At 69.1% G+C, this 23,100-nt stretch carries 25 protein-coding genes; 7 read left to right on the top strand and 18 right to left on the bottom strand.

Annotated elements, in window-relative coordinates:
• Positions 1 to 416: 416 nt before the first annotated feature.
• The 9 genes from recA to dapA all read right to left on the bottom strand — a co-directional run bounded on the left by recA (position 417) and on the right by dapA (position 9,546).
• Positions 417 to 1,463 carry a recombinase RecA gene (gene recA, locus F6A08_RS10065; RefSeq protein WP_151459371.1) on the bottom strand — a complete coding sequence of 349 codons (1,047 nt, stop codon included), beginning with the start codon at positions 1,461 to 1,463 and terminating at the stop codon, positions 417 to 419.
• Between the two features lie 269 nt (positions 1,464 to 1,732).
• Positions 1,733 to 1,957, bottom strand: a complete 225-nt coding sequence (locus F6A08_RS10060) for a DUF3046 domain-containing protein (protein WP_017204409.1) — start codon at positions 1,955 to 1,957, stop codon at positions 1,733 to 1,735.
• 18 nt (positions 1,958 to 1,975) lie between these two features.
• Positions 1,976 to 2,284, bottom strand: coding sequence for a helix-turn-helix domain-containing protein (locus F6A08_RS10055; protein ID WP_026049981.1), 309 nt, complete (start codon positions 2,282 to 2,284; stop codon positions 1,976 to 1,978).
• Positions 2,285 to 2,425: 141 nt separating this feature from the next.
• Positions 2,426 to 2,908 carry a CinA family protein gene (locus F6A08_RS10050; protein WP_124895382.1) on the bottom strand — a complete coding sequence of 161 codons (483 nt, stop codon included), beginning with the start codon at positions 2,906 to 2,908 and terminating at the stop codon, positions 2,426 to 2,428.
• Complete coding sequence (gene pgsA / locus F6A08_RS10045) at positions 2,905 to 3,480, bottom strand: CDP-diacylglycerol--glycerol-3-phosphate 3-phosphatidyltransferase (RefSeq protein WP_017204406.1); 576 nt, start codon at positions 3,478 to 3,480, stop codon at positions 2,905 to 2,907. The genes F6A08_RS10050 and pgsA overlap by 4 nt, the downstream gene beginning before the upstream one ends.
• Positions 3,480 to 6,197, bottom strand: a complete 2,718-nt coding sequence (locus F6A08_RS10040; RefSeq protein ID WP_017204405.1) for an FtsK/SpoIIIE family DNA translocase — start codon at positions 6,195 to 6,197, stop codon at positions 3,480 to 3,482. Before F6A08_RS10040 ends, pgsA begins: the two co-directional genes overlap by 1 nt.
• 73 nt (positions 6,198 to 6,270) lie before the next feature.
• Positions 6,271 to 6,765, bottom strand: coding sequence for a GNAT family N-acetyltransferase (locus F6A08_RS10035; protein WP_017204404.1), 495 nt, complete (start codon positions 6,763 to 6,765; stop codon positions 6,271 to 6,273).
• Positions 6,766 to 6,838: 73 nt separating this feature from the next.
• Positions 6,839 to 8,515, bottom strand: coding sequence for a ribonuclease J (locus F6A08_RS10030; RefSeq protein ID WP_124895380.1), 1,677 nt, complete (start codon positions 8,513 to 8,515; stop codon positions 6,839 to 6,841).
• A gap of 53 nt (positions 8,516 to 8,568) precedes the next feature.
• Entirely contained in the window at positions 8,569 to 9,546 is a 978-nt protein-coding gene (gene dapA, locus F6A08_RS10025; protein ID WP_017204402.1) for a 4-hydroxy-tetrahydrodipicolinate synthase, read from the bottom strand.
• 64 nt (positions 9,547 to 9,610) lie between these two features.
• Between dapA and F6A08_RS10020 the strand changes: the two genes are divergently transcribed.
• Complete coding sequence (locus tag F6A08_RS10020; protein ID WP_151459370.1) at positions 9,611 to 10,162, top strand: NUDIX domain-containing protein; 552 nt, start codon at positions 9,611 to 9,613, stop codon at positions 10,160 to 10,162.
• A gap of 9 nt (positions 10,163 to 10,171) precedes the next feature.
• On the opposite strand, the gene F6A08_RS10015 is transcribed toward F6A08_RS10020, so the two are convergent.
• From F6A08_RS10015 to F6A08_RS10005, 3 genes are read right to left on the bottom strand one after another with little or no spacing between them, the layout of a single operon-like run.
• Positions 10,172 to 10,933, bottom strand: coding sequence for an SDR family NAD(P)-dependent oxidoreductase (locus F6A08_RS10015; protein ID WP_151459369.1), 762 nt, complete (start codon positions 10,931 to 10,933; stop codon positions 10,172 to 10,174).
• Positions 10,933 to 11,409, bottom strand: a complete 477-nt coding sequence (locus tag F6A08_RS10010; RefSeq protein ID WP_017204399.1) for a dihydrofolate reductase — start codon at positions 11,407 to 11,409, stop codon at positions 10,933 to 10,935. The genes F6A08_RS10015 and F6A08_RS10010 overlap by 1 nt, the downstream gene beginning before the upstream one ends.
• Positions 11,406 to 12,215 carry a thymidylate synthase gene (locus F6A08_RS10005; protein WP_017204398.1) on the bottom strand — a complete coding sequence of 270 codons (810 nt, stop codon included), beginning with the start codon at positions 12,213 to 12,215 and terminating at the stop codon, positions 11,406 to 11,408. The genes F6A08_RS10010 and F6A08_RS10005 overlap by 4 nt, the downstream gene beginning before the upstream one ends.
• A gap of 117 nt (positions 12,216 to 12,332) precedes the next feature.
• On the opposite strand from F6A08_RS10005, the gene F6A08_RS10000 reads away from it, so the two are divergent.
• The 3 genes from F6A08_RS10000 to F6A08_RS09990 all read left to right on the top strand — a co-directional run bounded on the left by F6A08_RS10000 (position 12,333) and on the right by F6A08_RS09990 (position 13,843).
• Entirely contained in the window at positions 12,333 to 12,746 is a 414-nt protein-coding gene (locus F6A08_RS10000) for a thioredoxin family protein (RefSeq protein WP_017204397.1), read from the top strand.
• A 21-nt stretch (positions 12,747 to 12,767) separates the two neighbouring features.
• Positions 12,768 to 13,334 carry a DUF4395 domain-containing protein gene (locus F6A08_RS09995; RefSeq protein ID WP_151459368.1) on the top strand — a complete coding sequence of 189 codons (567 nt, stop codon included), beginning with the start codon at positions 12,768 to 12,770 and terminating at the stop codon, positions 13,332 to 13,334.
• A gap of 83 nt (positions 13,335 to 13,417) precedes the next feature.
• Positions 13,418 to 13,843 carry an OsmC family peroxiredoxin gene (locus F6A08_RS09990; RefSeq protein ID WP_017204395.1) on the top strand — a complete coding sequence of 142 codons (426 nt, stop codon included), beginning with the start codon at positions 13,418 to 13,420 and terminating at the stop codon, positions 13,841 to 13,843.
• Positions 13,844 to 13,872: 29 nt separating this feature from the next.
• On the opposite strand, the gene F6A08_RS09985 is transcribed toward F6A08_RS09990, so the two are convergent.
• From F6A08_RS09985 to F6A08_RS09965, 5 genes are all read right to left on the bottom strand, one after another.
• Positions 13,873 to 14,307, bottom strand: coding sequence for a hypothetical protein (locus tag F6A08_RS09985; RefSeq protein ID WP_017204394.1), 435 nt, complete (start codon positions 14,305 to 14,307; stop codon positions 13,873 to 13,875).
• A complete protein-coding gene (gene dapB, locus F6A08_RS09980) occupies positions 14,307 to 15,047 on the bottom strand; it encodes a 4-hydroxy-tetrahydrodipicolinate reductase (protein WP_017204393.1) in 741 nt (246 codons plus the stop codon). The genes F6A08_RS09985 and dapB overlap by 1 nt, the downstream gene beginning before the upstream one ends.
• A gap of 116 nt (positions 15,048 to 15,163) precedes the next feature.
• Positions 15,164 to 15,766, bottom strand: coding sequence for a histidine phosphatase family protein (locus F6A08_RS09975; RefSeq protein ID WP_017204392.1), 603 nt, complete (start codon positions 15,764 to 15,766; stop codon positions 15,164 to 15,166).
• A 69-nt stretch (positions 15,767 to 15,835) separates the two neighbouring features.
• Positions 15,836 to 16,765: an aldo/keto reductase gene (locus tag F6A08_RS09970; RefSeq protein ID WP_017204391.1), complete on the bottom strand. Its 930-nt coding sequence runs from the start codon at positions 16,763 to 16,765 to the stop codon at positions 15,836 to 15,838.
• A 316-nt stretch (positions 16,766 to 17,081) separates the two neighbouring features.
• The gene (locus F6A08_RS09965) at positions 17,082 to 19,358 is read right to left on the bottom strand and encodes a polyribonucleotide nucleotidyltransferase (protein ID WP_124895375.1); all 2,277 of its coding nucleotides are present in this window, start codon (positions 19,356 to 19,358) and stop codon (positions 17,082 to 17,084) included.
• Between the two features lie 358 nt (positions 19,359 to 19,716).
• Here F6A08_RS09965 and F6A08_RS09960 point away from each other — a divergent pair, with 358 nt between their 5' ends.
• Positions 19,717 to 20,181: a hypothetical protein gene (locus F6A08_RS09960; RefSeq protein ID WP_151459367.1), complete on the top strand. Its 465-nt coding sequence runs from the start codon at positions 19,717 to 19,719 to the stop codon at positions 20,179 to 20,181.
• A 12-nt stretch (positions 20,182 to 20,193) separates the two neighbouring features.
• On the opposite strand, the gene F6A08_RS09955 is transcribed toward F6A08_RS09960, so the two are convergent.
• Complete coding sequence (locus F6A08_RS09955) at positions 20,194 to 22,134, bottom strand: GDSL-type esterase/lipase family protein (RefSeq protein WP_151459366.1); 1,941 nt, start codon at positions 22,132 to 22,134, stop codon at positions 20,194 to 20,196.
• Positions 22,135 to 22,274: 140 nt separating this feature from the next.
• Here F6A08_RS09955 and F6A08_RS09950 point away from each other — a divergent pair, with 140 nt between their 5' ends.
• Both F6A08_RS09950 and F6A08_RS09945 read left to right on the top strand, forming a co-directional pair.
• Positions 22,275 to 22,859, top strand: coding sequence for a DedA family protein (locus F6A08_RS09950; RefSeq protein ID WP_124895372.1), 585 nt, complete (start codon positions 22,275 to 22,277; stop codon positions 22,857 to 22,859).
• 31 nt (positions 22,860 to 22,890) lie between these two features.
• Positions 22,891 to 23,067, top strand: a complete 177-nt coding sequence (locus F6A08_RS09945) for a DUF5302 domain-containing protein (protein ID WP_017203061.1) — start codon at positions 22,891 to 22,893, stop codon at positions 23,065 to 23,067.
• Positions 23,068 to 23,100 lie beyond the last annotated feature (33 nt).

Below are 23,100 nucleotides of genomic sequence, written 5' to 3'. Positions count from 1 at the left end.
CTCCGAAACGGAGAGCGAGCGGGCGCGGAGCTTTCGGACCAGCGCTTCCTCGGCGGTCGCGCGACGGTCGTCCGCGGCATCGACGTCGGCTGTCTCCGTCCCGGTATCCGGCAGGGCACGCAACCGCGGTGTGGCCGGGGCGGACGGCGATCTCTCCGACGCCGTGCGCGCGGAGGCCCCCCTGGCGGGGTGCCTCTCGCTCGGCGTGCCGTCGCTCCGATCGGCACCCGCGGCCGAGGCTGGCGGCTCATCCCAGGTCGAACGCCAGAGCTCGGCGCCTGCCCGATGTCCGGGCTTCTCCCCCGCGGAGTCCGCACCAGAAGGCGGTGCGACGTCGCCGGACCTTCGCGAGGAATCGCCGAACAGAGGAATGATGGGGGCGATCCGCTCGGAATCGCCCCCACGGGTGTCACTCATTAGGCCGGACGACGCTCAGCGAGCTCGTCTGCGGCTGGAGCGGCCGCCGGGCCGCCGATGCCGAGCTTCTGCTTGATCTGCGTCTCGATGGCCAGGGCGATATCGGGGTTGTTGAGCAGGAACGTGCGAGCGTTTTCCTTGCCCTGGCCCAGCTGATCGCCTTCGTAGGTGTACCACGAACCCGACTTCTTGACGATCGCGTGCTCGACGCCGAAGTCGATCAGGCTGCCTTCCCGCGAGATGCCGACGCCGTAGAGGATGTCGAACTCCGCCTGCTTGAACGGCGGAGCCATCTTGTTCTTGACCACCTTGACGCGCGTGCGGTTTCCGACGGCGTCGGTTCCGTCCTTGAGCGTCTCGATGCGGCGGATGTCCATGCGGACCGAGGCGTAGAACTTCAGCGCCTTACCACCGGCCGTGGTCTCCGGCGAGCCGAAGAAGACACCGATCTTCTCGCGCAGCTGGTTGATGAAGATCATCGTGGTGTTCGTCTGGTTCAGACCACCGGTGAGCTTCCGCAGCGCCTGCGACATGAGGCGGGCCTGCAGACCCACGTGCGAGTCACCCATCTCGCCCTCGATCTCGGCGCGCGGCACCAGAGCCGCAACCGAGTCGATGACGATGAGGTCGATGGCGCCGGACCGCACGAGCATGTCGGCGATCTCGAGCGCCTGCTCTCCGGTGTCGGGCTGGGAGACCAGCAGGGCGTCGATGTCGACGCCGAGCTTGGCTGCGTAATCGGGGTCGAGCGCGTGCTCGGCGTCGATGAAGGCGGCGATTCCACCCGCACGCTGCGCGTTCGCGATCGCGTGCAGGGTCAGCGTCGTCTTACCGGAGGATTCCGGGCCGTAGATCTCGACGATACGACCACGCGGGAGACCTCCGACGCCGAGCGCGACGTCGAGGGCGATGGAGCCGGTCGGGATGACGGCCACAGGGGCGCGCTCATCGCTGCCCAGCCGCATGACCGAGCCCTTCCCGAACTGGCGGTCGATCTGGGCGAGGGCGGTCTCGAGGGACTTCTCGCGGTCGGCGGGTGATGGCATGATGTGCTCCTTCTGCGCGCGTGGTGCCGCCTGTAGGCTGTCGCGGCGCTCCCGGCTGGGAGAAACTCTCCGACAAGGCGTATGGCTCTTGGCTTGTTCTCCACCGTAGGAGGGGCCACCGACATCGCGTCGGCGATCTCACCTGATGTGCAGATCCGCTTCCCTGAACCACTTGTGCAGAAGACTACGCCCGTTTCGAACACATCTTCGACGACACGCCGAATATCGTCACCCATGTCCCGTACGTTCCGGACACACGGCGCACGCGCTCAGCGCCCGCGGGGCTCCTGCCGACCGACGCCGTAGCGCCGGCTCTCGGGAACGTCCATCTCGGAGCACAGGGCCAGCCAGATGTCGCGCGGCGGCGTGCCGTCGGCCAGCGCCTCCACGGCCGTGCGTCCCCGAAGCGCCGTCAGCCCGAGGTCGTTGACGAGAGAAGTCGCACGCGCCTGGAACTCCGTGTCCACGGCGCGAAGGAACTCGCTGCGACGCATCGCTTCGCGGTCCGCGCGTCAGTGCAGCGAGAGCTGCGGCTCGACCGACGCGACGAGGTCGTCCGGAACGACATCCGGGAACACCTGGATGCCTTCGAGCACGGAGATGCGATCTCCGACCTCACGCATGATCGTCGAGATGGGCACGTCGAGGGCATCAGCGACCGACGCGAGGATCTCGCTCGATGCTTCCTTCTGCCCGCGCTCGACCTCACTGAGGTAGCCGAGCGCGACCGACGCCTTGCTTGCGACCTGCCGGAGCGTACGCCCCTTCTGCAGGCGGAAGTCCCTCAGCACATCGCCGATTTCCTGTCGTACAAGAATCATCGGAACCTCCTCCCCATGTGTTCGGTCGAGGTCTCCCCCGAAGAGACAGCCAGTCTAGTACTGCTGACCTGCACAGAATCTACCCCTGCACTCTGTGGTTTGAATGTGAGCACATCAGAGATAACCCGCGAGACCCCGGCGCTATTCCTGGAGCGTGTCGAGCAGCTGCCCGATGGCGGCATCGACCGTCTGCCGACGGATCGAGGCGCGGTCGCCCGCGAAGTGAAAGGCGGCCGTCCGCGATGCCGTCGGAGTCACGATCCCGATGTGGACCGTGCCGACCGGCTGCCCGTCCGGCGAATCGGGACCGGCGATCCCTGTCGTGGACATGCCGACGTCCGCCGGGCGTCCTGCCACGCTCACGGCGCGCCGCACCCCGTCGGCCATCTGGGTCGCGACGAGAGGATGCACCGGGCCGTGTGCAGCGAGGAGATCGGCGTCGACACCCAGCAGGGACGCCTTGACGGGAGTCGCATACGCCACGACGGCGCCGAACAGCACCGCCGAGGCCCCGGGGACGGAGACGAGCTCCGCACACAGCGCGCCTCCGGTGAGCGACTCCGCGACGCCCAGGGTCCATCCGCGCCGCTGCAACTCCGCCAGTGCGGGCGCCGCACCGGTCATGGCTTCCGTCGCGAGCCGCGGACCTGCGCCACGATGTAGTCGATCCCGCTGGCGACGGTGAGGACGAGCACGATGAGCATGAGGATGAAGGTGATGAGCGTCCACGCATCCAGCCCGATGAGGTAATGCAGCGGAAGCAGCGCCCAGCCGAGGGCCACCCCCTGGAACGCGGTCTTGATCTTGCCCATCCAGGCTGCCGCGACGACATGCTCGCTCGCGACCATCAGTCGATGGATCGTGATCCCCCATTCGCGGACGAGGATGATCGCGACGATCCACCAGTTCACCTCGCCGAGGATGGCGAGCCCGACGAATCCCGCTCCGGTGAGCAGCTTGTCGGCGATCGGATCCCACAGCTTGCCGAAGTCGCTGACGATGTCGTACCTGCGGGCGAGGTAACCGTCGACCCAGTCGGTCGAGATGCCGACGATGAAGAGGATCGCCGCCGTCCAGCGCAGCGCCGGCTCCAGGTCGCCGTACGTGCCGCCGAGCAGCAGCAGCACGAAGAAGACGACCGCGAGCGGGATGCGCGCGACGGTGATGGCGTTGGGCAGCTGCCGTGGGATCGCCATCAGTCGCGTCCCGTCAGGCCCCAGGCGTCTTCGTCGCCCTCTGCTTCGACCTCGGGGAGTCCCTCGTACTGCGCGGCGATCGGATCGTGCTGCGCCGGCAGCGGCGGGACGGGAGGAGCGGCCGGAGCGGCGGACGGAGCGGAGGCCGACGGCACGTCCTCGCCCCGCAGCTTCGCCATCACCTGCGGCAGCTGCTCCGCCGTCGCGAGCACGTCACGGGCCTTCGACCCCTCGGACGGACCGACGATCTCCCGGGACTCGAGCAGATCCATCAGCCGACCCGCCTTCGCGAAGCCGACGCGCAGTTTGCGCTGCAGCATCGACGTCGATCCGAACTGAGACGAGACGATGAGCTCGGCGGCCGCCAGCAGCAGCTCGAGGTCGTCGCCGATGTCCTCGTCGACTTCCTTCTTCTTGGACGGCTCGAGAGCCTCCTGGACGTCGGGCCGGTAGTCCGGACGCGCCTGACGGGTCACATGCTTGACGACCGCGTCGATCTCCTTCTCGTCGACCCAGGCGCCCTGCAGACGGAACGGCTTCGACGAGCCCATCGGCGAGAACAGCGCGTCACCCTGTCCGATGAGCTTGTCCGCGCCCGGCGCGTCGAGGATCACGCGGCTGTCGGTGACGCTGGTGACGGCGAACGCCAGCCGAGACGGCACGTTCGCCTTGATCAGACCGGTGACGACGTCGACGCTGGGTCGCTGCGTGGCCAGGACCAGGTGGATCCCGGAGGCGCGAGCGAGCTGCGTGATGCGAACGATCGAGTCCTCGACGTCGCGCGGGGCCACCATCATAAGGTCAGCGAGCTCATCGACCACGACGAGGAGGTACGGGTAGGGCTTGAGCACCCGCTCGCTGCCGACGGGCACCTCGACCTCTCCGGCACGGACGGCGCGGTTGAAGTCGTCGATATGGCGGAACCCGAACGACGCGAGGTCGTCGTACCGCATGTCCATCTCCTTCACGACCCACTGCAGCGCCTCGGCGGCCTTCTTCGGGTTCGTGATGATGGGCGTGATCAGATGCGGGACGCCGGCGTAGCTGGTGAGCTCCACGCGCTTCGGGTCGATCAGCACCATGCGCACGTCGGACGGGCGTGCTCGCATCAGCAGGCTGGTGATCATGGAGTTCACGAAGCTGGACTTACCGGAACCCGTGGATCCCGCGACCAGAAGGTGGGGCATCTTGGCGAGGTTCGCGATCACGATGTTGCCGCCGACGTCCTTGCCCACCCCGATGGTCATGGGGTGGGTGCTCTTCTGCGCGGCCGGAGACCGGAGCACATCACCGAGCGCGACCATCTCCTTGTCGGCGTTCGGGATCTCGATGCCGATCGCGCTCTTGCCGGGGATCGGCGACAGGATGCGCACATCGTTCGACGCCACCGCGTAGGCGAAGTTGTTGCTCAGCTGGAGGATCTTCTCGACCTTGACGCCATGTCCGACCTCGACCTCGTACTGCGTGACCGTCGGTCCGCGGGAGAACCCGGTCACCTTCGCATCGACCTTGAACTGCGTCAGGACGCTGGTGATCTGCTCGATCACCTTGTCGGTGGCCTCCGAACGCAGAACGGGCGGCGGTCCTTCGACGAGCAGTCCGGGTGACGGGAGGATGTACGGCGCGACCGGGGCCTGCGGACCTCGGTCGCCGGGCCCATCGGTGCCGAATCCGTCCAGGCCGGGAAGCTCTGGCACCTCCCCCGTCTCCGAGGAGTCGTCGAGCAGCGCGGTCGTCTGCTGCTCGGCGAGCGAGTCGGCGACCGACCTGACCTCGGACAGCACCTCGGTGGCCGCATCGTACGGGTTCTCGACGACGACGGCCTGGTCGTAGGCCGGCGTGGGGTCAGAGGTCGTCAGCAGCGCGGTGATGTCGTCGGAGCCGAGCGTGCCCTCGTCCGGGTCTTCCTCACGGCCTGTCTTGTTGCGTCGCCACCACGGCAGCACGTCGGGGTCGTCGACCTTGTCGGCCTCGTCGATCGTGGCGGCATCTTTGGCGGGCTTCTCGGGACGCTCGGCGTCGAACATCCACGCGTACAGGTCGCCGAGACGCGCGCCGATGCGGTTCGGTGGCGTCTTGGTGAGGATCAGGATGCTGAGTGCCACGAGGAGCGACAGCACGATGTAGGCGGGGATGTCGGTGAGGTACGTCAGCGGCTGACCGACGAGCCAGCCCAGCAGTCCGCCCGATTCACTGAGGGCCGGCATGCCCTGGTTGGGATGAGGTCGCGGGCCGGCGACATGGAAGATGCCCGCGAGTGCGAGCACGAACATGCCGAAACCGATCCCGATGCGCCCGTTGTCATGCACCGAGGAGGGATGGCGGAACAGCCACCCGGCGAGGAGCAGAAGCAGCACCGGCATGATGAAGGCCACGCGGCCGACGAAGAGTCCGACGGAGTAGGCGCTGATGTTCGCGGCGACCTCGTTGCCGATGAAGAACCACTCGTTGACCGCACCGAGCACGGCGAGCAGCACGAGCAGGAAGGGGAAGCCGTCGCGACGGTCGTCCTTCTCAAGCGTCTCGGGCCCGAACGCGCGGAAGAGCCCGCCGACCCCGTGCGCCAGCCCGACCCAGGCGCGCACGATCACGGGAGGCTTGTCGGCCTCGTCGATGTACTTCTTGGGCGCGGGCTGGGCCTTGGGAGCCGTCTGCCGCTTGGGGCGTGACGGTGCGCTCGTCGACGCGCGCTCAGTCTTCGTGGTGCTCCTGGCCATGCTCCCACGCTACGACCAACAGCCGACATCTCCGCGTAATGACGCGGCTTTCCACGGATCCGAAGCCACTCGGCTACGCCGTGCGACGCACCATCGTGTCACGCGCGAGCCCCTCGGCGACGACAGCGAAACCCTCCGCCCGGTAGAGATTGCGCGCGAAGTTGTCGCGCTCGACGCTGAGGCTGATCCGAGCGTGCCCCTGCGTTCCCGCCAGCTCGATGAGACCACGCAGCAGAGCTCGGCCGACTCCTCGAGCCCGCCAGAGAGGATGCACGCCGAGGATCAGCTCCGGGACTGCGACGCCGACGAAGCCGAGTCCCGGCGCATCCTGTGGAAGCATGCGATACCACGCGGCGCCGACGGGAACACCGTCGGCACCGGTCGCGACGAGGCCCTCGTCGGCGGCGCGCTTCCACCCCGCCAGGTATCTCCGATGGTCCGGGGACATCAGCACCTCGTGCCGCGGACGCATTCCCCCGGCGCGCCAGTTCGCCGCCTCGACGAGCATGTCACCGAGGAACACGGCATCCGTCTGCGCGGCCCTCCGGAGGGCGAACCCGCTGTCCATGACGCGAGCATAGGACCGAGGTGTTACGTCGCGATGTCGGGCAGCCGTGAGTGCCGGCGCCGCTCCCCCGCCCTCACGCCTCGATGACGAGCGGCACGATCATGGGACGACGACGCAGACGCTGGTTGACCCAGCGGCCGATGGTCCGGCGCACGATCTGCGACAGGGCATGCGTGTCGCGCACGCCGTTGCCGGAGGCCTCCTTGAGGGCTGCCACGATCTTCGGCGTCACGTCGTCGAACACCGAGTCGTCCTCTGCCACGCCGCGGGCGTGGATCTCGGGACCGGAGATGATGCGTCCCGTCGCAGCGTCGACGACCACGATCACGGAGATGAACCCCTCCTCGCCGAGGATCCGGCGGTCCTTGAGGTCGGCATCGGTGATCTCGCCGACGGTCGAGCCGTCGACATACACGAATCCGAGGTCGAGCTGGCCGGCGACCTTCGCGACGCCGTCCTTCAGGTCGATCACGGTGCCGTTCGAGGCGATGATCGTGTTGTCCTCGGAGATGCCCGTGTCCTGCGCGAGCTTCGCGTTCGCGATCAGGTGACGGTACTCGCCGTGCACGGGAAGGACGTTCTTCGGCTTCAGGATGTTGTAGCAGTACAGCAGTTCGCCGGCGGCCGCGTGCCCCGAGACGTGCACCCGGGCGTTGGCCTTGTGCACCACATTCGCACCGAGCTTGGTGAGGCCGTCGATCACGCGGTAGACCGCGTTCTCGTTGCCGGGGATGAGGCTGGACGCGAGGATCACGGTGTCGCCCTCGCTGACCTCGATCGCGTGGTCCATGTTGGCCATGCGGCTGAGCACCGCCATCGGCTCGCCCTGCGATCCGGTCGACATGTAGACGATCTGCTCGTCGGGGAGATCGCGCGCCTTCTTGAAGTCGATGAGCACGCCGTCCGGCACCTTCAGGTAGCCCAACTGCTCCGCGATCGTCATGTTGCGCACCATGCTGCGGCCGAGGAAGGCCACGCGGCGGCCGTGGGCGGCTGCGGCGTCGATCACCTGCTGGACACGGTGGACGTGGCTGGAGAAGCTCGCGACGATGACGCGACGGGGCGCCTTGCCGATCACCTGATCGAGCACGGGGCCGATCGAGCGCTCGGTCGGGGTGAAGCCGGGGACGTCGGCGTTGGTCGAGTCGACGAGGAAGAGGTCGACCCCCTCTTCGCCGAGCCGCGAGAACGCACGCAGGTCGGTGATCCGACCGTCCAGCGGCAGCTGGTCCATCTTGAAGTCGCCGGTCGCGAGCACCATGCCGGCAGGCGTGCGGATCGCCACGGCGAGGGCGTCCGGGATCGAGTGGTTGACCGCGACGAACTCCAGGTCGAACGGGCCGACCTTCTCCTGCTGGCCTTCCTTCACGGTGAGGGTGAAGGCCTTGATGCGGTGCTCCTTGAGCTTCGCCTCGACCAGCGCGAGCGTGAGCCCGGATCCGATGAGGGGGATGTCGCTCTTCAGGCGCAGCAGGTAGGGCACCGCGCCGATGTGGTCCTCATGTCCATGCGTCAGCACGACGCCGACGATGTCGTCGAGCCGGTCACGGATCGGCTCGAAGTCGGGCAGGATCAGGTCGACGCCGGGCTGGTGCTCCTCGGGGAAGAGCACGCCGCAGTCCACGATCAGGATCTTGCCGTCGTACTCGAACATGGTCATGTTCCGGCCGATCTCGCCGAGACCGCCGATCGGGATGACCCGCAGCGTCCCCTCGTCGAGAGCGGTCGGTGCTACCAGGGGAATGGACATGCTGTCTCCTCAGTCGGACACTCCGCGCGTCCGTTCGTTCATGGGGACGCGGCTCAGCGCGTCGTGCCGTGCACCTTGGGCAGGGCACCACCCGCAGCCGCGTTGCGGTCGGGTCGGAAGTTCGAGAAGTCGGCGCCGGGGACGTTCTTGACGAGGTCGAGCTCATCCTCGATGAGCGCGGCCTCCCATTCCTCGGGGCCGACCAGGGGCAGGCGGACACGCGGGCTCGTGATGCGCCCGAGGCCGTGCAGGATGTACTTCGCGGCGACCGTGCCCGGCACGTGCGTCATCACCGCACGGACGAGCGGTTCGAGGCGCTTGTGCTCGGCGGTCGCGGTGGCCAGGTCCCCCGCGTTGACCGCGTCGATGATCGTGCGGTACGGCGCGGCCGCGACGTTCGCCGTGACGCCGATGAGGCCGGTGGCGCCGATCGCGAGGTGCGGCAGCACGTTCGCGTCGTCGCCGGAGAAGTACATGAGGTCGGTCTGGTTGAGCACGCGGCTCACCTCGGAGAAGTCGCCCTTGGCGTCCTTTACCGCGAGGATGTTCGGGTGCTTCGCAAGACGCAGGATCGTCTCGTACTTGATCGGCACGCCCGTGCGGCCGGGGATGTCGTAGAGGATCACCGGAAGGTCGGTCGCATCGGCGACGAGCCGGAAATGCGTCAGGATGCCGGCCTGGGTCGGCTTGTTGTAGTACGGCGTGACGATCATGATGCCGTCGGCGCCGGCCTTCTCGCTCGCCTTGTACAGCTCGATCGCGTGGGCGGTCTCGTTGGAACCGCCGCCGGTGATGATCTTGGCGCGACCCGCCGAGACGGACTTGCCCACCTCGACGAGCTTGAGCTTCTCGGGGTCCGTCAGCGTCGAGGTCTCGCCGGTCGTTCCCGTCACGACGATGCCGTCCGCTCCTGCGGTGATCACGTCATCGATGTGCTTCTCGACGGCGGGCCAGTCGACTTCGCCGTCGGCCGTCATCGGAGTGACGAGCGCGACGAGAACCTGTCCGAAAGGGTTGCCCGAGTGCGTCATGCGTCCAGCGTATCGGTTCGAATGGTGCTGCTGCAGACGCGGTGACGCACTCTACGCTCGAGAGATGGGTTGGGTGACACGCGAGTCGGAGACCGCATACGAGAATGCCTGGATCCGCGTGCGCGAGGACCGCGTCACCGGACCGAACGGAGACGAAGGCATCTACGGCGTCGTCACGATGCGGCATCCGGCGGTGTTCGTCGTCGCCGTGGATGATGATGAGCGCGTGTGTCTCGTCACGATCGACCGCTACACCGTCGGCATGACGACGGAGATCCCTGCCGGCGGAAGCGACGGAGAGGACCCGCTGGTGGCGGCCCAGCGCGAGTTGCTCGAGGAGACCGGCTACGCGGCCGACGCCTGGACTCCGCTGGGCAGGATGAACGCTCTCAACGGCATCGCCGAGGCGCCGGAGCACGTCTTCCTGGCCCGCGGCCTCCGACCCGTCTCGTCCGCGCACGAGGCGGCCGAGAGTCAGGCGGAGGAGGGCATCGAGGCGGTGTCGTGGGTTCCGTTCCCGGAGGTGCTGGCCATGATCGGCCGAGGCGGGATCACGGACGGAGAGACGATCGCGGCCATCGCCAAGGCGGGGATCGCGCTCGGAAGGTTCCGCTGAGCCGCGGGCTCAGACCCGTCCGCGACGCGCCACGCGGGACGTGAGGGCGCTGGGCAGGGAACGGGAGATCCCCACGATCAGCTTGTATCGCAGCGACGGCACCGAGACCGACCGGCCGAGCGCGGCGTCCCGCAGGCCCGCGCGCACGACATCGCGGGCGTTCAGCCACAGGAAGCCGGGAACACCCTCGTCGCCGACGGCCAGGCCCATGCGCTCGTGGAAGGACGTGTGCGTGAAGCCGGGGCACAGGGCGGTGACGGTGACCCCGTCGCTCGCGTACTCGGCGTTGGCCCACCGGCTGAATCCGATCAGCCACGACTTGCAGGCGGAATAGGTCGACCGCGAGATGAACCCGGCGACGGAGGCCACGTTGATGATGCGTCCACCGCGTCCTCGCATGGACTGCAGGGCCGCGTGCATGAGCCGCATGGGTGCCTCGACGTGCACGCGGAGGTGACGGACCTCGTCGTCGATGTCGTTGTCGGCGAACTGCAGCGGAAGACCGAAACCGGCGTTGTTGACCAGCAGGTCGATGGGATCGGTCGTGTCACGCAGCCGCTCGGCGACCTTCTCCACCCCCGACTCGTCCGCCAGATCCGCGGCGAGGACCTCGACGGCCACGCCGTATTCGCTGCGCAACTCGGCCCCCAGTGCGTTCAGTGCGTCCTCGGTTCGCGCGACGAGGACGAGATCGGCGCGGCGTCGAGCCAGCTGACGGGCGAACTCGGCACCCAGGCCGGCACTGGCACCGGTGATCAGCGCGGTGGGCATCAGCGCTCGTATCCGAGGAAGCGGTAGCGGACTCCGGAGCGGGAGGTCTGCCACTCGCCCTCATCGATCAGGCGCCAGCCGGACTTCGAGGGAGCGTAGGCATCGCCGTCGACGTCGAGGTCGAGCTCCGTGACCTCCAGGCGGTCGGCATCGCCGATCACCTGGCGGAAGATCTCCGCCCCGCCGATGATCCACACCCGGTCGAGACCCCGCACGGCTTCCGCGACCGTCGCGGCGCGCCGAGCGCCCTCCGCCGCCCAGTCCTGCTGCCGCGTCACCACGATGTTCTCGCGGCCGGCGAGGGGACGGAACCGCTCGGGCAGGGAGTCCCAGGTCTTGCGCCCCATCACGACGGGTGCGCCGAGGGTGGTCTCCTTGAAGTGGGCGAGATCCTCCGGAACGTGCCAGGGCATGCCGCCCTCGGCACCGATCACGCCGCCGTGCGCCTCGGCCCAGATCAGGCCGACCCAGGTCATACCGCCACCGCCGCGCGGATCGGGGCGTGGTGCTGGTAGTCCTCGACCACGAGATCGTCGTACGTGTAGTCGAGGATGGATTCCGGCTTTCGGGCGAAGCGCAGCGTCGGGTAGGGGTAGGGGTCCCGCGACAGCTGCTCGCGCACCTGCTCGACGTGATTGTCGTAGATGTGGCAGTCGCCGCCCGTCCAGACGAAGTCTCCGGGCTCCAGACCCACCTGCTGGGCGATCATCATCGTGAGCAGCGCGTACGAGGCGATGTTGAACGGCACGCCGAGGAACATGTCGGCGCTGCGCTGATAGAGCTGGCACGAGAGCCGGCCGTCTGCGACGTAGAACTGGAAGAGCGCGTGGCAGGGAGCGAGCGCCATGTCGGGGATGTCGGCAGGGTTCCAGGCCGAGACGATCAGTCTGCGCGAGTCCGGAGAGCGGCGGATCTGCTCGATCACCTCGGAGAGCTGGTCGATGCTCCCCCCGTCCGGGGTCGGCCAGGAGCGCCACTGCACGCCGTACACCGGACCGAGGTCACCGGACTCATCGGCCCACTCATCCCAGATCGAGACGCCGTTCTCCTGGAGCCAGCGGACGTTGGAGTCGCCCTGCAGGAACCAGAGCAGTTCGTATGCGATCGACTTGAAGTGCACGCGCTTGGTGGTGATCAGCGGGAAGCCCTTCGACAGGTCGAAGCGGATCTGCCTGCCGAAGACGCTCGTGGTCCCGGTGCCGGTCCGGTCCGACTTATGCGTGCCCGTCTCCAGCACGTCACGGAGCAGGTCTTCATAGGGAGTCGGAACGGCTGCGCTCATGGGAGCCACGATACCTTCCCGCTCCTCCTCTCGGGCGGATCCCCGGCACGCAGCGGCCGCACGTCATGGTCTGAAACATCGGCTCCGGCGGGTGACGAGGCCCCGTACGCTCGAGCCATGTCTCCCGTGCTCGCCCTGGGGATCGCCGCAGCCCTTCTCGCGCTCGCGACGGTCGCGGGGATCGTGCTGCGCCGCCGTGACGGGCGGCGGCGCGACGGTGGTGCGCTGCGCTTCGATCCCGCCGATGCCGCGGCGACCGAACTCGGCGCTCGGGCGACGCTGGTGCAGTTCAGCACGGAGATGTGCGCGAGGTGCCCGCAGGTGCGTCGACTTCTCGGTGCATACGCGTCCGAGCACGACGGGCTCCGCCATCTGGAGGTGGACCTGACGCACCGTCCCGATCTCTCGACGCGCTACCGGGTGCTGCAGACGCCGACGACCTTCGTGGTCGACGGCTCCGGTGCCGTCCGTGCGCGATTCCACGGAGTGCCGCGGCCACAGGCCCTTGCCGAGGCCCTCGCCGCCGTCTGAGGTACGAACACAGGAGCAGAGATGACCACACCCGCCGGCATCGACCCGCGAGGCCCCCGCTTCGCCGCGACCATCACCGCCGTCCTCCTTCTGGTCGCCACGTTCCTGGCGCTGATCGGCATCTCGACGGCACGGTCCACCTGGGTGGCGACCGCTCCCTTGTCGGGAGACGTCTTCCCCCCGGGTGGGCCCTGGGCGATCTCGTCCGCATCGCTCGCACAGCGCGCGCTGGACCCCGGGTTCCTGCTGGCCCTCGTGCTCGCGCTGCTCTTCCTCTGGGGCGTGCTCTCCCCGCGTAGCGCACCGTGGAGCGCGCTGTTCCGCTCGGTGGTCCGTCCTCGTCTCGCGCCGCCGACCGAGCTCGAGGATCCCCGCCCGCCCCGCTTCGCGCAGGGCGTCGGACTCCTCGTCGTCGGGATCGGCCTCGTGCTGCACCTCCTCGGTGTGCCGTGGGCACTGCCGATCGCGACGGCCGCCGCCTTCATCGCCGCCTTCCTCAACGCCGCCTTCGCGTTCTGCCTCGGCTGCCAGATCTATCTGCTGCTGCAGCGCTCCGGGGTCGTCGGACGCGAGGCCTCCGCCTCCTGAGAGCGGTTCCGCCCGGTCGAGGCTCTCGCTAGGCTGATCACGAGTCGACGCTGCAGTCGCGCAGCGCGAGAACCGGAGGAATCATGCCCGTCACCAGCGAAGCCGCCAGCACGTGGACAGGATCGCTCCTGGAGGGATCCGGCACGGTCGCGTTCTCGTCGTCCCACCTCGGCACCTTCCCCATCGACTGGAAGGCGCGCAGCGAGGGCAGCGACACCACCACGACCCCCGAGGAACTCATCGCCGCGGCGCACGCCTCCTGCTTCAGCATGGCGCTGTCGAACGCACTGGCGGAGAACGGCACGCCACCGGAGCGCGTCAACACCACCGCGTCCGTCACCTTCAAGCCCGGCGTGGGGATCACCGGCAGTCACCTCAATGTGAACGCCGCCGTCCCCGGTCTCACCCCCGAGGCGTTCCAGGAGATCGCGAACGGAGCCAAGACCGGCTGCCCCGTGTCGCAGGCCCTCGCCGGCATCGAGATCACTCTCGAAGCCACACTCGCCTGAACCCGGGCCACCAGGGTCGGCGGGAGCCGTCAGCGCCGAGAGAGTCGGATGGCTTCCCGGATGCTGGCCCTGGCGTCCTTCCGGCGGCCCGCGGCATCCTGGACGACACCGAGACGGTACCGCGCGCGCCAGTCGTCGGCGGCCGCATCCGCGGCGGACGCGTACCGCGCGATCAGCGGGTCGGCGTCGGCCCGGGCGATGCGGCCGCTCGGCGTCAGCTCCGTCTCGACCGGCGGCATCCCGCCCTCGGCGTCGAGAATGCGGCCGAGACGATCCGCGCCGAAGCCGAACATCATCTCGCGGACGAGCGCCCAGGCGCCGATCGGCGCCAGCACCAGGAGCGTGATGCCCATGCCGATGGAGACGGGAGTGCCGACCGAGATGAACATGACGGCGAGCCAGATCGCGACCGCGAGGTAGACCAGCAGCGCCGCCGCCATCAGCCCGACGCCGATGCGGGACATCACGAGCGGATGCCGATGTCGATCATGTGCTCGAGCCCGACGACCACCCCGGTGGCCGAGAGCGCGTAGGGAACGGCGAGCCGGATGCCCGGCGCGTACGCGAGTGCCGAGTCCGTCGTGTCATGCGTGAACGTGAGGGACTCGCCGGGGCCGGAGAGAATGACCTCCTGCTTCGCGACGACGCCGGGACGCCGCAGCGAGTGGATGGGCACGCTGCCCACCTGCTGTCCCCGCGCGCGCTGATCCGCGTGGGGCGCGCTCACCGGGCCCTGCTCCGCACGTGCCGCGGCGATGAGCTCGGCGGTGCGCACCGCCGTCCCACTGGGCGAGTCGATCTTGGTCTCCCGATGCGCCTCGACGATCTCCGCGGATCCGAAGAACGGCGCCGCCGCCGCGGCCAGTGCCGAGCCGAGCACGGATCCGAGGGAGAAGTTCGGGATGAACACCGCTCCGGTGCCTGCGGCCTCGACGAGCGGACGCACCAGTGCGATCCGCTCGGAGGACCAGCCCGACGTGGCGACCAGGACGTTGATCCCCCGGTCGACGGCCGCGCGGACCACTTCGATGCTCACCTGCGGGGTCGACGCGTCGACGACCAGGTCGGCGCCGTCCACCTCCGACAGATCGCTGGACGACGTCAGCACCCGGCTCACTTCGAAGCCCTCGAGCTCGTCGATCACCCCGTTGATGATGGTGCCGAGCTTCCCGGTTCCGCCGACGAGTGCCACCTGGTAGGTCATGTGTCCAGTCTATTTCGCGGGCCGCGGGGTCCGGTCGGGGGCGCGCGGGCCGAGGGAGCGAAACAATCGTGCCGCCGTCGTTCGGGCGGACCTCCTCGCGCCCCGTCGCGTCGCGATCAGACCAGCAGCGCGTCGGGGATGCCCGTGCGGAGCTCGACCGGCAGGTGACCGGTGTCGTTGTGCGTCAGGAGCGTCCACGGCCGTCCCTGCTTCTGCGCGATGACCGTCAGACCGCAGTGCGACTGGTTGAGCGTCATCCACCGCCATTCGGGCGCGGCGAGCACCTCGCGCACGAACCAGGAGATGACGAAGTTGTGCGTGATGAGCACCTCGTGCACGTCGCCCGTCTTGCGCACCAGGAACTCGTTGACGGCGTCGGCCATCTGCGCGCGCCCCGCCTCGATCTCCGCCTCGGTCACCGACCCGAAGAACGGCTCGAAGACCGCGGGGGTCTCCTCGGTCATCCCGGTGGGCACGCAGTCGAACAGCAGGGCGGTGGGCTCGGGGTCCACCGAGGGCAGGCGAGCGGCGATCGCGCGCGCCGTCTCGTTCGCACGGAGCAGCGGCGAATGCCAGACGGCGTCGAGCGGCAGGCCCGAGAGCCGGTCCGCGATCAGCTCCGCCTGACGCTGCCCCCGCGGGGAGAGGGGGCCGTCTGCGAGTCCATGCTCCGCATCCTGATGTTCACCATGTCTGACCAGATATATGTAGTGCGTCACAACTCGCTCGCTTCATCGCCAGCATCCGCCGGTCTTCTCTTCCACCCTACGTCACGGGCGGGACTGTCCTCAGTTGCCTGCCCGGGTGAGCTCGGCGACCTGGCTCCGCGACAGGGAGACGCCTGCTCCCTGCATCAGCTCGTCGACGTGATCGGCCGCGAAGGCGTTCACGATCGGGGCGGCGACCGTGCGCTGCGCGAGCAGCCACGCGATCGAGACGGCCGCCACCGGCACGCCGAGCTCCTCGGCCACCTGGTCGAGGGCCCGGAGGATCTTGATGCCCCGTCGATTGAGGTGACCTCGCAGCTGCTCCCCCCGCACGCCGCGCGAAGTGAGCGCCTTGTTGCGGTGCCTGCCGGAGAGGAACCCGTGCTCGAGGGCGTGGGATGGCGTCACCGCGAGGTTCTGCGCACCGGCGACGAGCCGGAGATCCCCCTCGAACGGCTGTCGTCTGACGAGGTTGTACGGCGCATCGATCACATGGATACGCGGGTAGCCCGCAGCGGCGAGGATGCGCGCCTCGACCAGACGCTCCGGAGCGAAGCCGTAGGCGCCGAGCGCGCCGATCTTGCCGGCCTCCGCCAGCCATTCGACGGTGGCGAGGGTGTCCTCGAGGTTCGTGGTGGCATCGAGCGTGGCATCGAGGTAGACGACGTCGATGCGCTCGACGCCCAGGCGCGTCAGAGAACCCTCGACGGCACGGACCAGGTTGACCGACCCCAGGCCGGGGTTGTCCGCATGCGCGCCGATGCGCACGCTGAGAAGAGTGCGATCCCGGCGACCCCTCGACCGCAGCCACTGTCCGATGATGTGCTCGCTGCGCCCTCCGGAGAACCCGTCGGCCGTGTGGATCGCGTTTCCGCCGAACTCCATGTAGCGGTCGAGAAGGCCGTGGCTGGTCTCGAGATCGACGTTCCAGCCGAATTCCGCGGCGCCGAGGATCAGCGGGAACGCTTCATACCCCGTCTCACCGAGCGGCACGCGGATGGTCTCCCCCACGCCAGGGCCCACGATCGGGATCGGGGCAGACGGGTGCTCCGAAGCCTCGTTCAGGGCAGTGTCTGCGGACGCCCCTGCGCCTACGCCGAACAACCGCATACTCTCTCACCCCCGCCTCGGTCGGTGCGTGCCGACCTGCGTACCTGCTGACTCTGCACCCCCCGGTGCGTACTTCGAGGGTAAGCGACTTCGTCGAACGTCCCGACCAATCCGGGGAACGGCGCGGAAACGTCCGATAACGATTCGGTCACACCGAAGACGACGGAACCCGGGTCCATCCGCGAGGACGGGCCCGGGTTCCGGATCCGGGAGACGATTACTCGGCGGCGGCGTCCTCCGCCGGAGCCGCGTCCGCAGCGGGCGCATCGTCGAGCACGGGCTCGAGCGACAGCTTGCCGCGGTCGTCGATCTTCGTGATCTTCACGAGGATCTTCTGGCCGACCGAGAGGACGTCATCGACGTTCTCGACGCGCTTGCCACCGGCGAGCTTGCGCACCTCGGTGACGTGGAGCAGGCCGTCCTTGCCCGGCAGGAGCGAGACGAACGCACCGAAGGTGGCGATCTTCACGACGGTGCCGAGGAACTGCTCCCCGACCTCCGGGTTGGTGGGGTTGGCGATCGCGTTGACCTGGGCACGGGCGGCCTCGGCCGAGGGACCGTCGGTCGCGCCGATGTAGACGGTGCCGTCCTCCTCGATGGAGATCTGCGCACCGGTCTCGTCCTGGATCGCGTTGATCGTCTTGCCCTTCGGGCCGATCAGCTCGCCGATCTTGTCGACCGGGATCTGCACGCTGATGACGCGCGGCGCGGTCGGCGCCATCTCGTCCGGAGCGTCGATCGCCGCGTTCAGGACGTTGAGGATCGTCAGACGAGCCTCCTTGGCCTGGGTCAGCGCACCCGCGAGCACCGACGACGGGATGCCGTCGAGCTTCGTGTCGAGCTGGATGGCGGTGACGAACTCGCTGGTACCGGCGACCTTGAAGTCCATGTCGCCGAGCGCGTCCTCCGCACCCAGGATGTCGGTCAGCGCCGCGTAGCGGGTCTCACCGTCGACCTCGTCGGAGACGAGACCCATCGCGATGCCGGCGACGGGAGCGCGCAGCGGCACACCCGCGTTCAGCAGCGACAGCGTCGATGCGCAGACGGAGCCCATCGACGTGGAGCCGTTGGAGCTGAGCGCCTCGGACACCTGACGGATCGCGTAGGGGAACTCCTCGCGGCTCGGCAGCACCGGCACGAGGGCGCGCTCGGCGAGGAAGCCGTGCCCGATCTCGCGACGCTTCGGCGAACCGACACGGCCGGTCTCGCCGGTCGAGTAGGGCGGGAAGTTGTAGTGGTGCATGTAGCGCTTGCTCGTCGTGGGCGACAGCGAGTCGATCTGCTGCTCCATCTTGAGCATGTTCAGCGTGGTGATGCCCAGGATCTGGGTCTCGCCGCGCTGGAAGATCGCGGAGCCGTGCACGCGCGGGATGACCTGCACCTCGGCGTCGAGCGGACGGATGTCCGCCAGGCCACGACCATCGATGCGAGCGCCCTCGGTGAGGATGCGACCGCGCACGATCTTCTTCGTGACGGACTTGTACGCGGCGGAGAACTCGAGCGGAGCCGCGGCCGGGAGCGAACCCGCCTCGGTGGCCTCGATCAGCTCGGCCTTGACGCGGTCCTTGATCGCGTCGTCGGCCGTCTGACGCTCGGTCTTGTCGGCGATCTGGTACACGTCGCTGAGCTCGGCGAACGCGCGCTCGGAGACGAAGTCGTAGACCTCGTCGCTGTACGCGGGGAAGACCGGGTAGACGCCCGGCTCCTTCGATGCGGTCGAGGCGAGCTCGGCCTGAGCCTTGACGAGCTGGGCGATGAACGGCTTCGAGGCCTCGAGGCCCTGGGCCACGATCTCTTCGCTCGGCTTCGTGGCGCCGGCCTTGATCAGGTTCCAGCTGCCCTCGGTCGCCTCGGCCTCCACCATCATGATGGCGACGTCTTCCGAGCCGTCGGCCTTGGTGACGACGCGACCGGCGACGATCAGGTCGAACACGGCCTCGGAGACCTGCTCCGCGGTCGGGAACGCGACCCACTGGTCCTCGTGCTGGCCGTGACCCGGGATGAACGCGAGGCGCACACCGGCGACGGGGCCCGAGAACGGCAGACCGGAGATCTGCGTCGATGCCGAGGCGGCGTTGATCGCGAGCGCGTCGTAGAACTCGCCCGGAGCGATCGAGAGGACGGTGATGACGATCTGGACCTCGTTGCGGAGCCCGTCGACGAACGACGGACGCAGCGGACGGTCGATCAGACGGCAGACGAGGATCGCCTCGGTCGAGGGACGACCCTCACGGCGGAAGAACGAGCCGGGGATCTTGCCCGCGGCGTACGAGCGCTCCTCGACGTCGACCGTCAGCGGGAAGAAGTCGAAGCCCTCGCGCGGGTGCTTGCCGGCGCTGGTGGCCGAGAGGAGCATGGTCTCGCCGTCGAGGTACGCGGCGACGGCGCCCTGAGCCTGCTGCGCGAGGCGGCCGGTCTCGAAGCGGATGGTGCGGGTGCCGAAGCGGCCGTTGTCGAGAACGGCCTCGGTGGCGGTGATTTCAGGACCTTCCAAGAGGTCTCTCCTTCTTTGTTTAGACTCGCGAGTCCGTATGACGCGCGAGCGTGTTCAAAGGAGCGGAACGGAAGGGTTCGGGCGCGCGGGCACTCCCGCGAATCTCGCCTGCGCTGGCCACCAGTAGAAAGCCACCCGACACCTGCCGAGGAACCCACCACAGGGGACCAGCTTCTCCGCCGATCGCTCCATGAGTCGATATGAAGTTGTGGAGTCGACGCAGGTCGACCCCGTCCACCCTACCAGCGCCCACCTGGAATCCGACTCCCGACGCGGATCACCGAGCCGACAGACCGCGGCAACGCGCCGTTCACCCTGCGGATGCCGTGGCGTGACGCTCATCCGCTGTGCTGGGCCGATGCGAACGTCAACGATCGACTCCGCGGACCTCGACCCGACCGGCCTCCGACAGCGGGACGACGTCGTCCGGCTCGCCGCCGACGCCCTCGGCGGACGCGTCTTCGGACGACGGATCGCCGTCCTCGCGCGGGGTCACGCGTCCGATGACCCAGCTCATCCCCTCGGCCGCGAGGTGGCGACGCGCCTCCGCGGACTGGGAGCCGACGTGGCCGTGTACGGCGCTGTCGTCGATGCCCCGGCCACCGGGGCATCGAGATCCGTCGCTGCGCGGGATCGCGATGAGGCCCTGCGCGAGGCGGACGCCCTCGTCGTCACCGCGTGGGACCACGACGGCTCTCCCCTGTCGCCGGAACGAGCGGGCGGACTCGTGCGAGGGCGCATCGTCGTCGACGTCTCCGGGGCTCTCGATGCGGCGGCGTGGCGCGCTGCGGGGTGGCAGCACGTCGGCGCGGGATCGCACTGACGACGGCGCGGCTCAGCGGACGACCGCGCCCCGCGGCGCCGCGGATCGGCCCAGGTACACGTAATCGTCGTGCTTCGCGTTCCGTCCGTCTCCGGCCGTGCGACCGTGCAGCCGCCGCCACACCCACGGCAGAGCGTGCCGGCGCCACCACACCCCGGCGCCGACGGGCTCGTGCTCGTGCAGCGCGGCGTCGAGCACTCCGAGGGCGTCGGCGTCCGGCACGCCGAGCAGCTCGCCCGCGCGGTACGCGAGGAAACGGTGGCCGCGGCTGCTGAGATGCACCAGGTCCTCACCCCAGTTCGGTCGATCCGCCAGCTCCGGGTGCAGGTCGGTGTCGATCAGGATCGCTCCCGTGCGTGCGGCGACGCCGGCGAGAGCGGTGGCGAACGCGGCGAACCGGCGCGTGTAGATCGACGCCGCCCGCCGCCCGGGGAGGAACGGCGTGACGAGGAGGACGTCGGCGCCGGTGCCCCGGAGCCTTCGGACGGCATCCTCCACCTCCGCGGCGAGCGCCGCGATGTCGACGCGGTGCTTCACGAGGTCGTTGGCTCCGATCAGGATCGAGACCAGGTCGGGGCGGAGCTCCAGCGCCCGTTCGAGCTGGACGCCGCAGAGGTCTCGCACACGCTTCGACCGGATGGCGAGGTTCGCGTAGTGCAGCCCGCCTCGGGCGGCGAGGAGCAGCGCGAGACGGTCGGCCCAGCCGCGCAGCGCGCCATCGGGTGCCGGGTCGCACAGTCCCTCGGTGAGGGAGTCCCCCAGGGCGACATAGCGATGCCAGCGCCGCGGTGCGACCGGGAGTGGCGGCTCGGGTCGCACGATGCGGCGAGCGCGGGCGCGCACGTCCGACAGGTGCAGGGTCCGTGCCTCGTCGAAGTGCTCCAGGAGCTGATCGCAGACACTCGCCCAGCCGCGGTGCTGGACGCCCTCGCGACCGGCTTCCCCGAAAGCGTGACGTTTGCGCTGATCGCCGGCGAGGTCGGCCACGCGCAGACGCAGGTCCTCGAGGTCGCCCGGGCGGTACAGCCAGCCGTCGATCCCCATCCGCACGAGGTCCAACGGGCCGCCGCGCCCTGTGGCGACCACGGGCACTCCGCTGGCGTGCGCCTCCTGCAGCGTCTGCCCGAAGGTCTCGCTCTCCCCCGGGTGCACGAACAGATCGAACGAGGCCATCGCTGTGGCGAGCTCGGCTCCCTCGAGGTGACCGAGGAAGAGGGCGTCGGGCAGCAGCCGCTCCAGGCGGGGTCTGCTCGGACCGTCGCCGACGATGACGAGCCGGCTCCCCGGGATGTCGCGCAGCGCGGCCAGATCCTCGACCTGCTTCTCGGGCGCGAGCCTTCCCACGTAGCCGACCACGATCTCGGCACCCCAACCGGCCCGGAGCGGGAGGGAACGGTGCGAGGGGTGGAAGCGCTCGGCGTCCACCCCTCTGCCCCAGCGTCTGACCCGGTCGACCCCGAGTTCCGCGAGCTGTCCCGCCGACTCCGCGGACGGCGCCAGGGTGAGGGTCGCCCGCCGGTGCAGCCGGGCGATGTGCGTCTGCGCCAGTCCGGTGGTCGCCGCGATCCGGTAGCGCTCGGTGTAGGCCGCCACATCGGTCTGGTACGCGGCCACGGAGGCGACGGAGAGGGAGTCGGCCGCCAGGACACCGCGCCACCCCAGGGCGAACGGCGAGGCGAGGTGCACGACGTCCGGGTCGAACCGGCGCAGGGACGCGGCGATGCGGGACGAGCTCGAGGTGCCGACCCGGACGTGGCGGTACCCGGGAAGCGGGAGGCTGGGGATCGCCTCGATCCGAGCGCCGGAGACCTGGCCAGGGGCGCCGAGCGCGGAGGGGGCGATGACATGCGCCTCGTGTCCGAGACGTTCGAGGTGGCGGAGGATCTGCAGCACCGAGCCGGTGACGCCGTTCATGTGCGGAAGGAAGGACTCCGTGACGATCGCTACTCTCACAGCCCCAGGATGACGGCGATCGGCGGTGCCTCCGCCCGGAAACGACGCAGGGCACCGGATGTTCACCCGATGCTGGGCAGCAGGTCACCGGCTATCCCGTCGTTGGTTGCCGTTCACCCTCGGCGGGCACAGTGGATCGCGTGCCGACGGACCTGCTGACCGACCTGCTCACGTCTCCATGGAGTCTGGGTCTGATGAGCCTTCTCGTCGTCGGAGACGCCTTCTTCGTGGTCGTGCCCGGCGAGATCGCGGTGACGGCGCTCGGAGCGCTCGCCGTGACGTCCGGATCGCCGCCGTTGTGGAGCGTCGTGATGTGCGCGGCGCTGGCCGCGTCCGTCGGCGACGCGTGCTGCTACGTCATCGGACGACGGGTCGGCCTCGAGCGCTGGCGGTGGATGCGGACCCCGCGGGTGCGGCAGGCCCTCGGCTGGGCGGCGAAGCGGCTGGACGGCGGGACGGCCACGGTGCTGTTCACCGCCCGTTTCGTTCCGTTCGCGCGGCTGGCCATCAATCTCGTCGCTGGCGCCTCACGCATCCACCCGCCGCGCTACCTCGGACTCGTCGCGCTCGCCGCGACCGGCTGGGCGCTGTACCAGGCGGCCGTGGGCGCGGTCGTCGCGAGTGTCGTCCCCGGAGGTCCGCTGGTCGCCGTGCCCGTGTCGATCGTGTGCGCTGTCGGCCTGGGCCTGCTGATCGACCTGTGCGTGCGCCGCAGGAGAGGGTGACCAGCCGCAACGCGTGCTCTAGGCTCGGGGCATGAGCACCGAAGAAGGCGCCAGCTCCTCCGAGGAGATGAAGCGCAAGTTCAAGGAAGCGCTCGAGAAGAAGAACGCGCACCACCGGCAGGGCGAAGCCCACCTCGACGGCGACTCCGCCGTGCACGGTGCGGCCGCTCCGCAGACGCGGCGCGAGTTCCGACGCAAGAGCGGTTGACCACTCGGATGCGGGAGCCCGCTTCTTCGGGCT

The organism is Microbacterium algeriense, assembly GCF_008868005.1.
GTDB lineage: Bacteria > Actinomycetota > Actinomycetes > Actinomycetales > Microbacteriaceae > Microbacterium > Microbacterium algeriense.
Note: the sequence above shows the minus strand (reverse complement) of the source record. Positions and strands in the feature narration are given on the sequence as shown.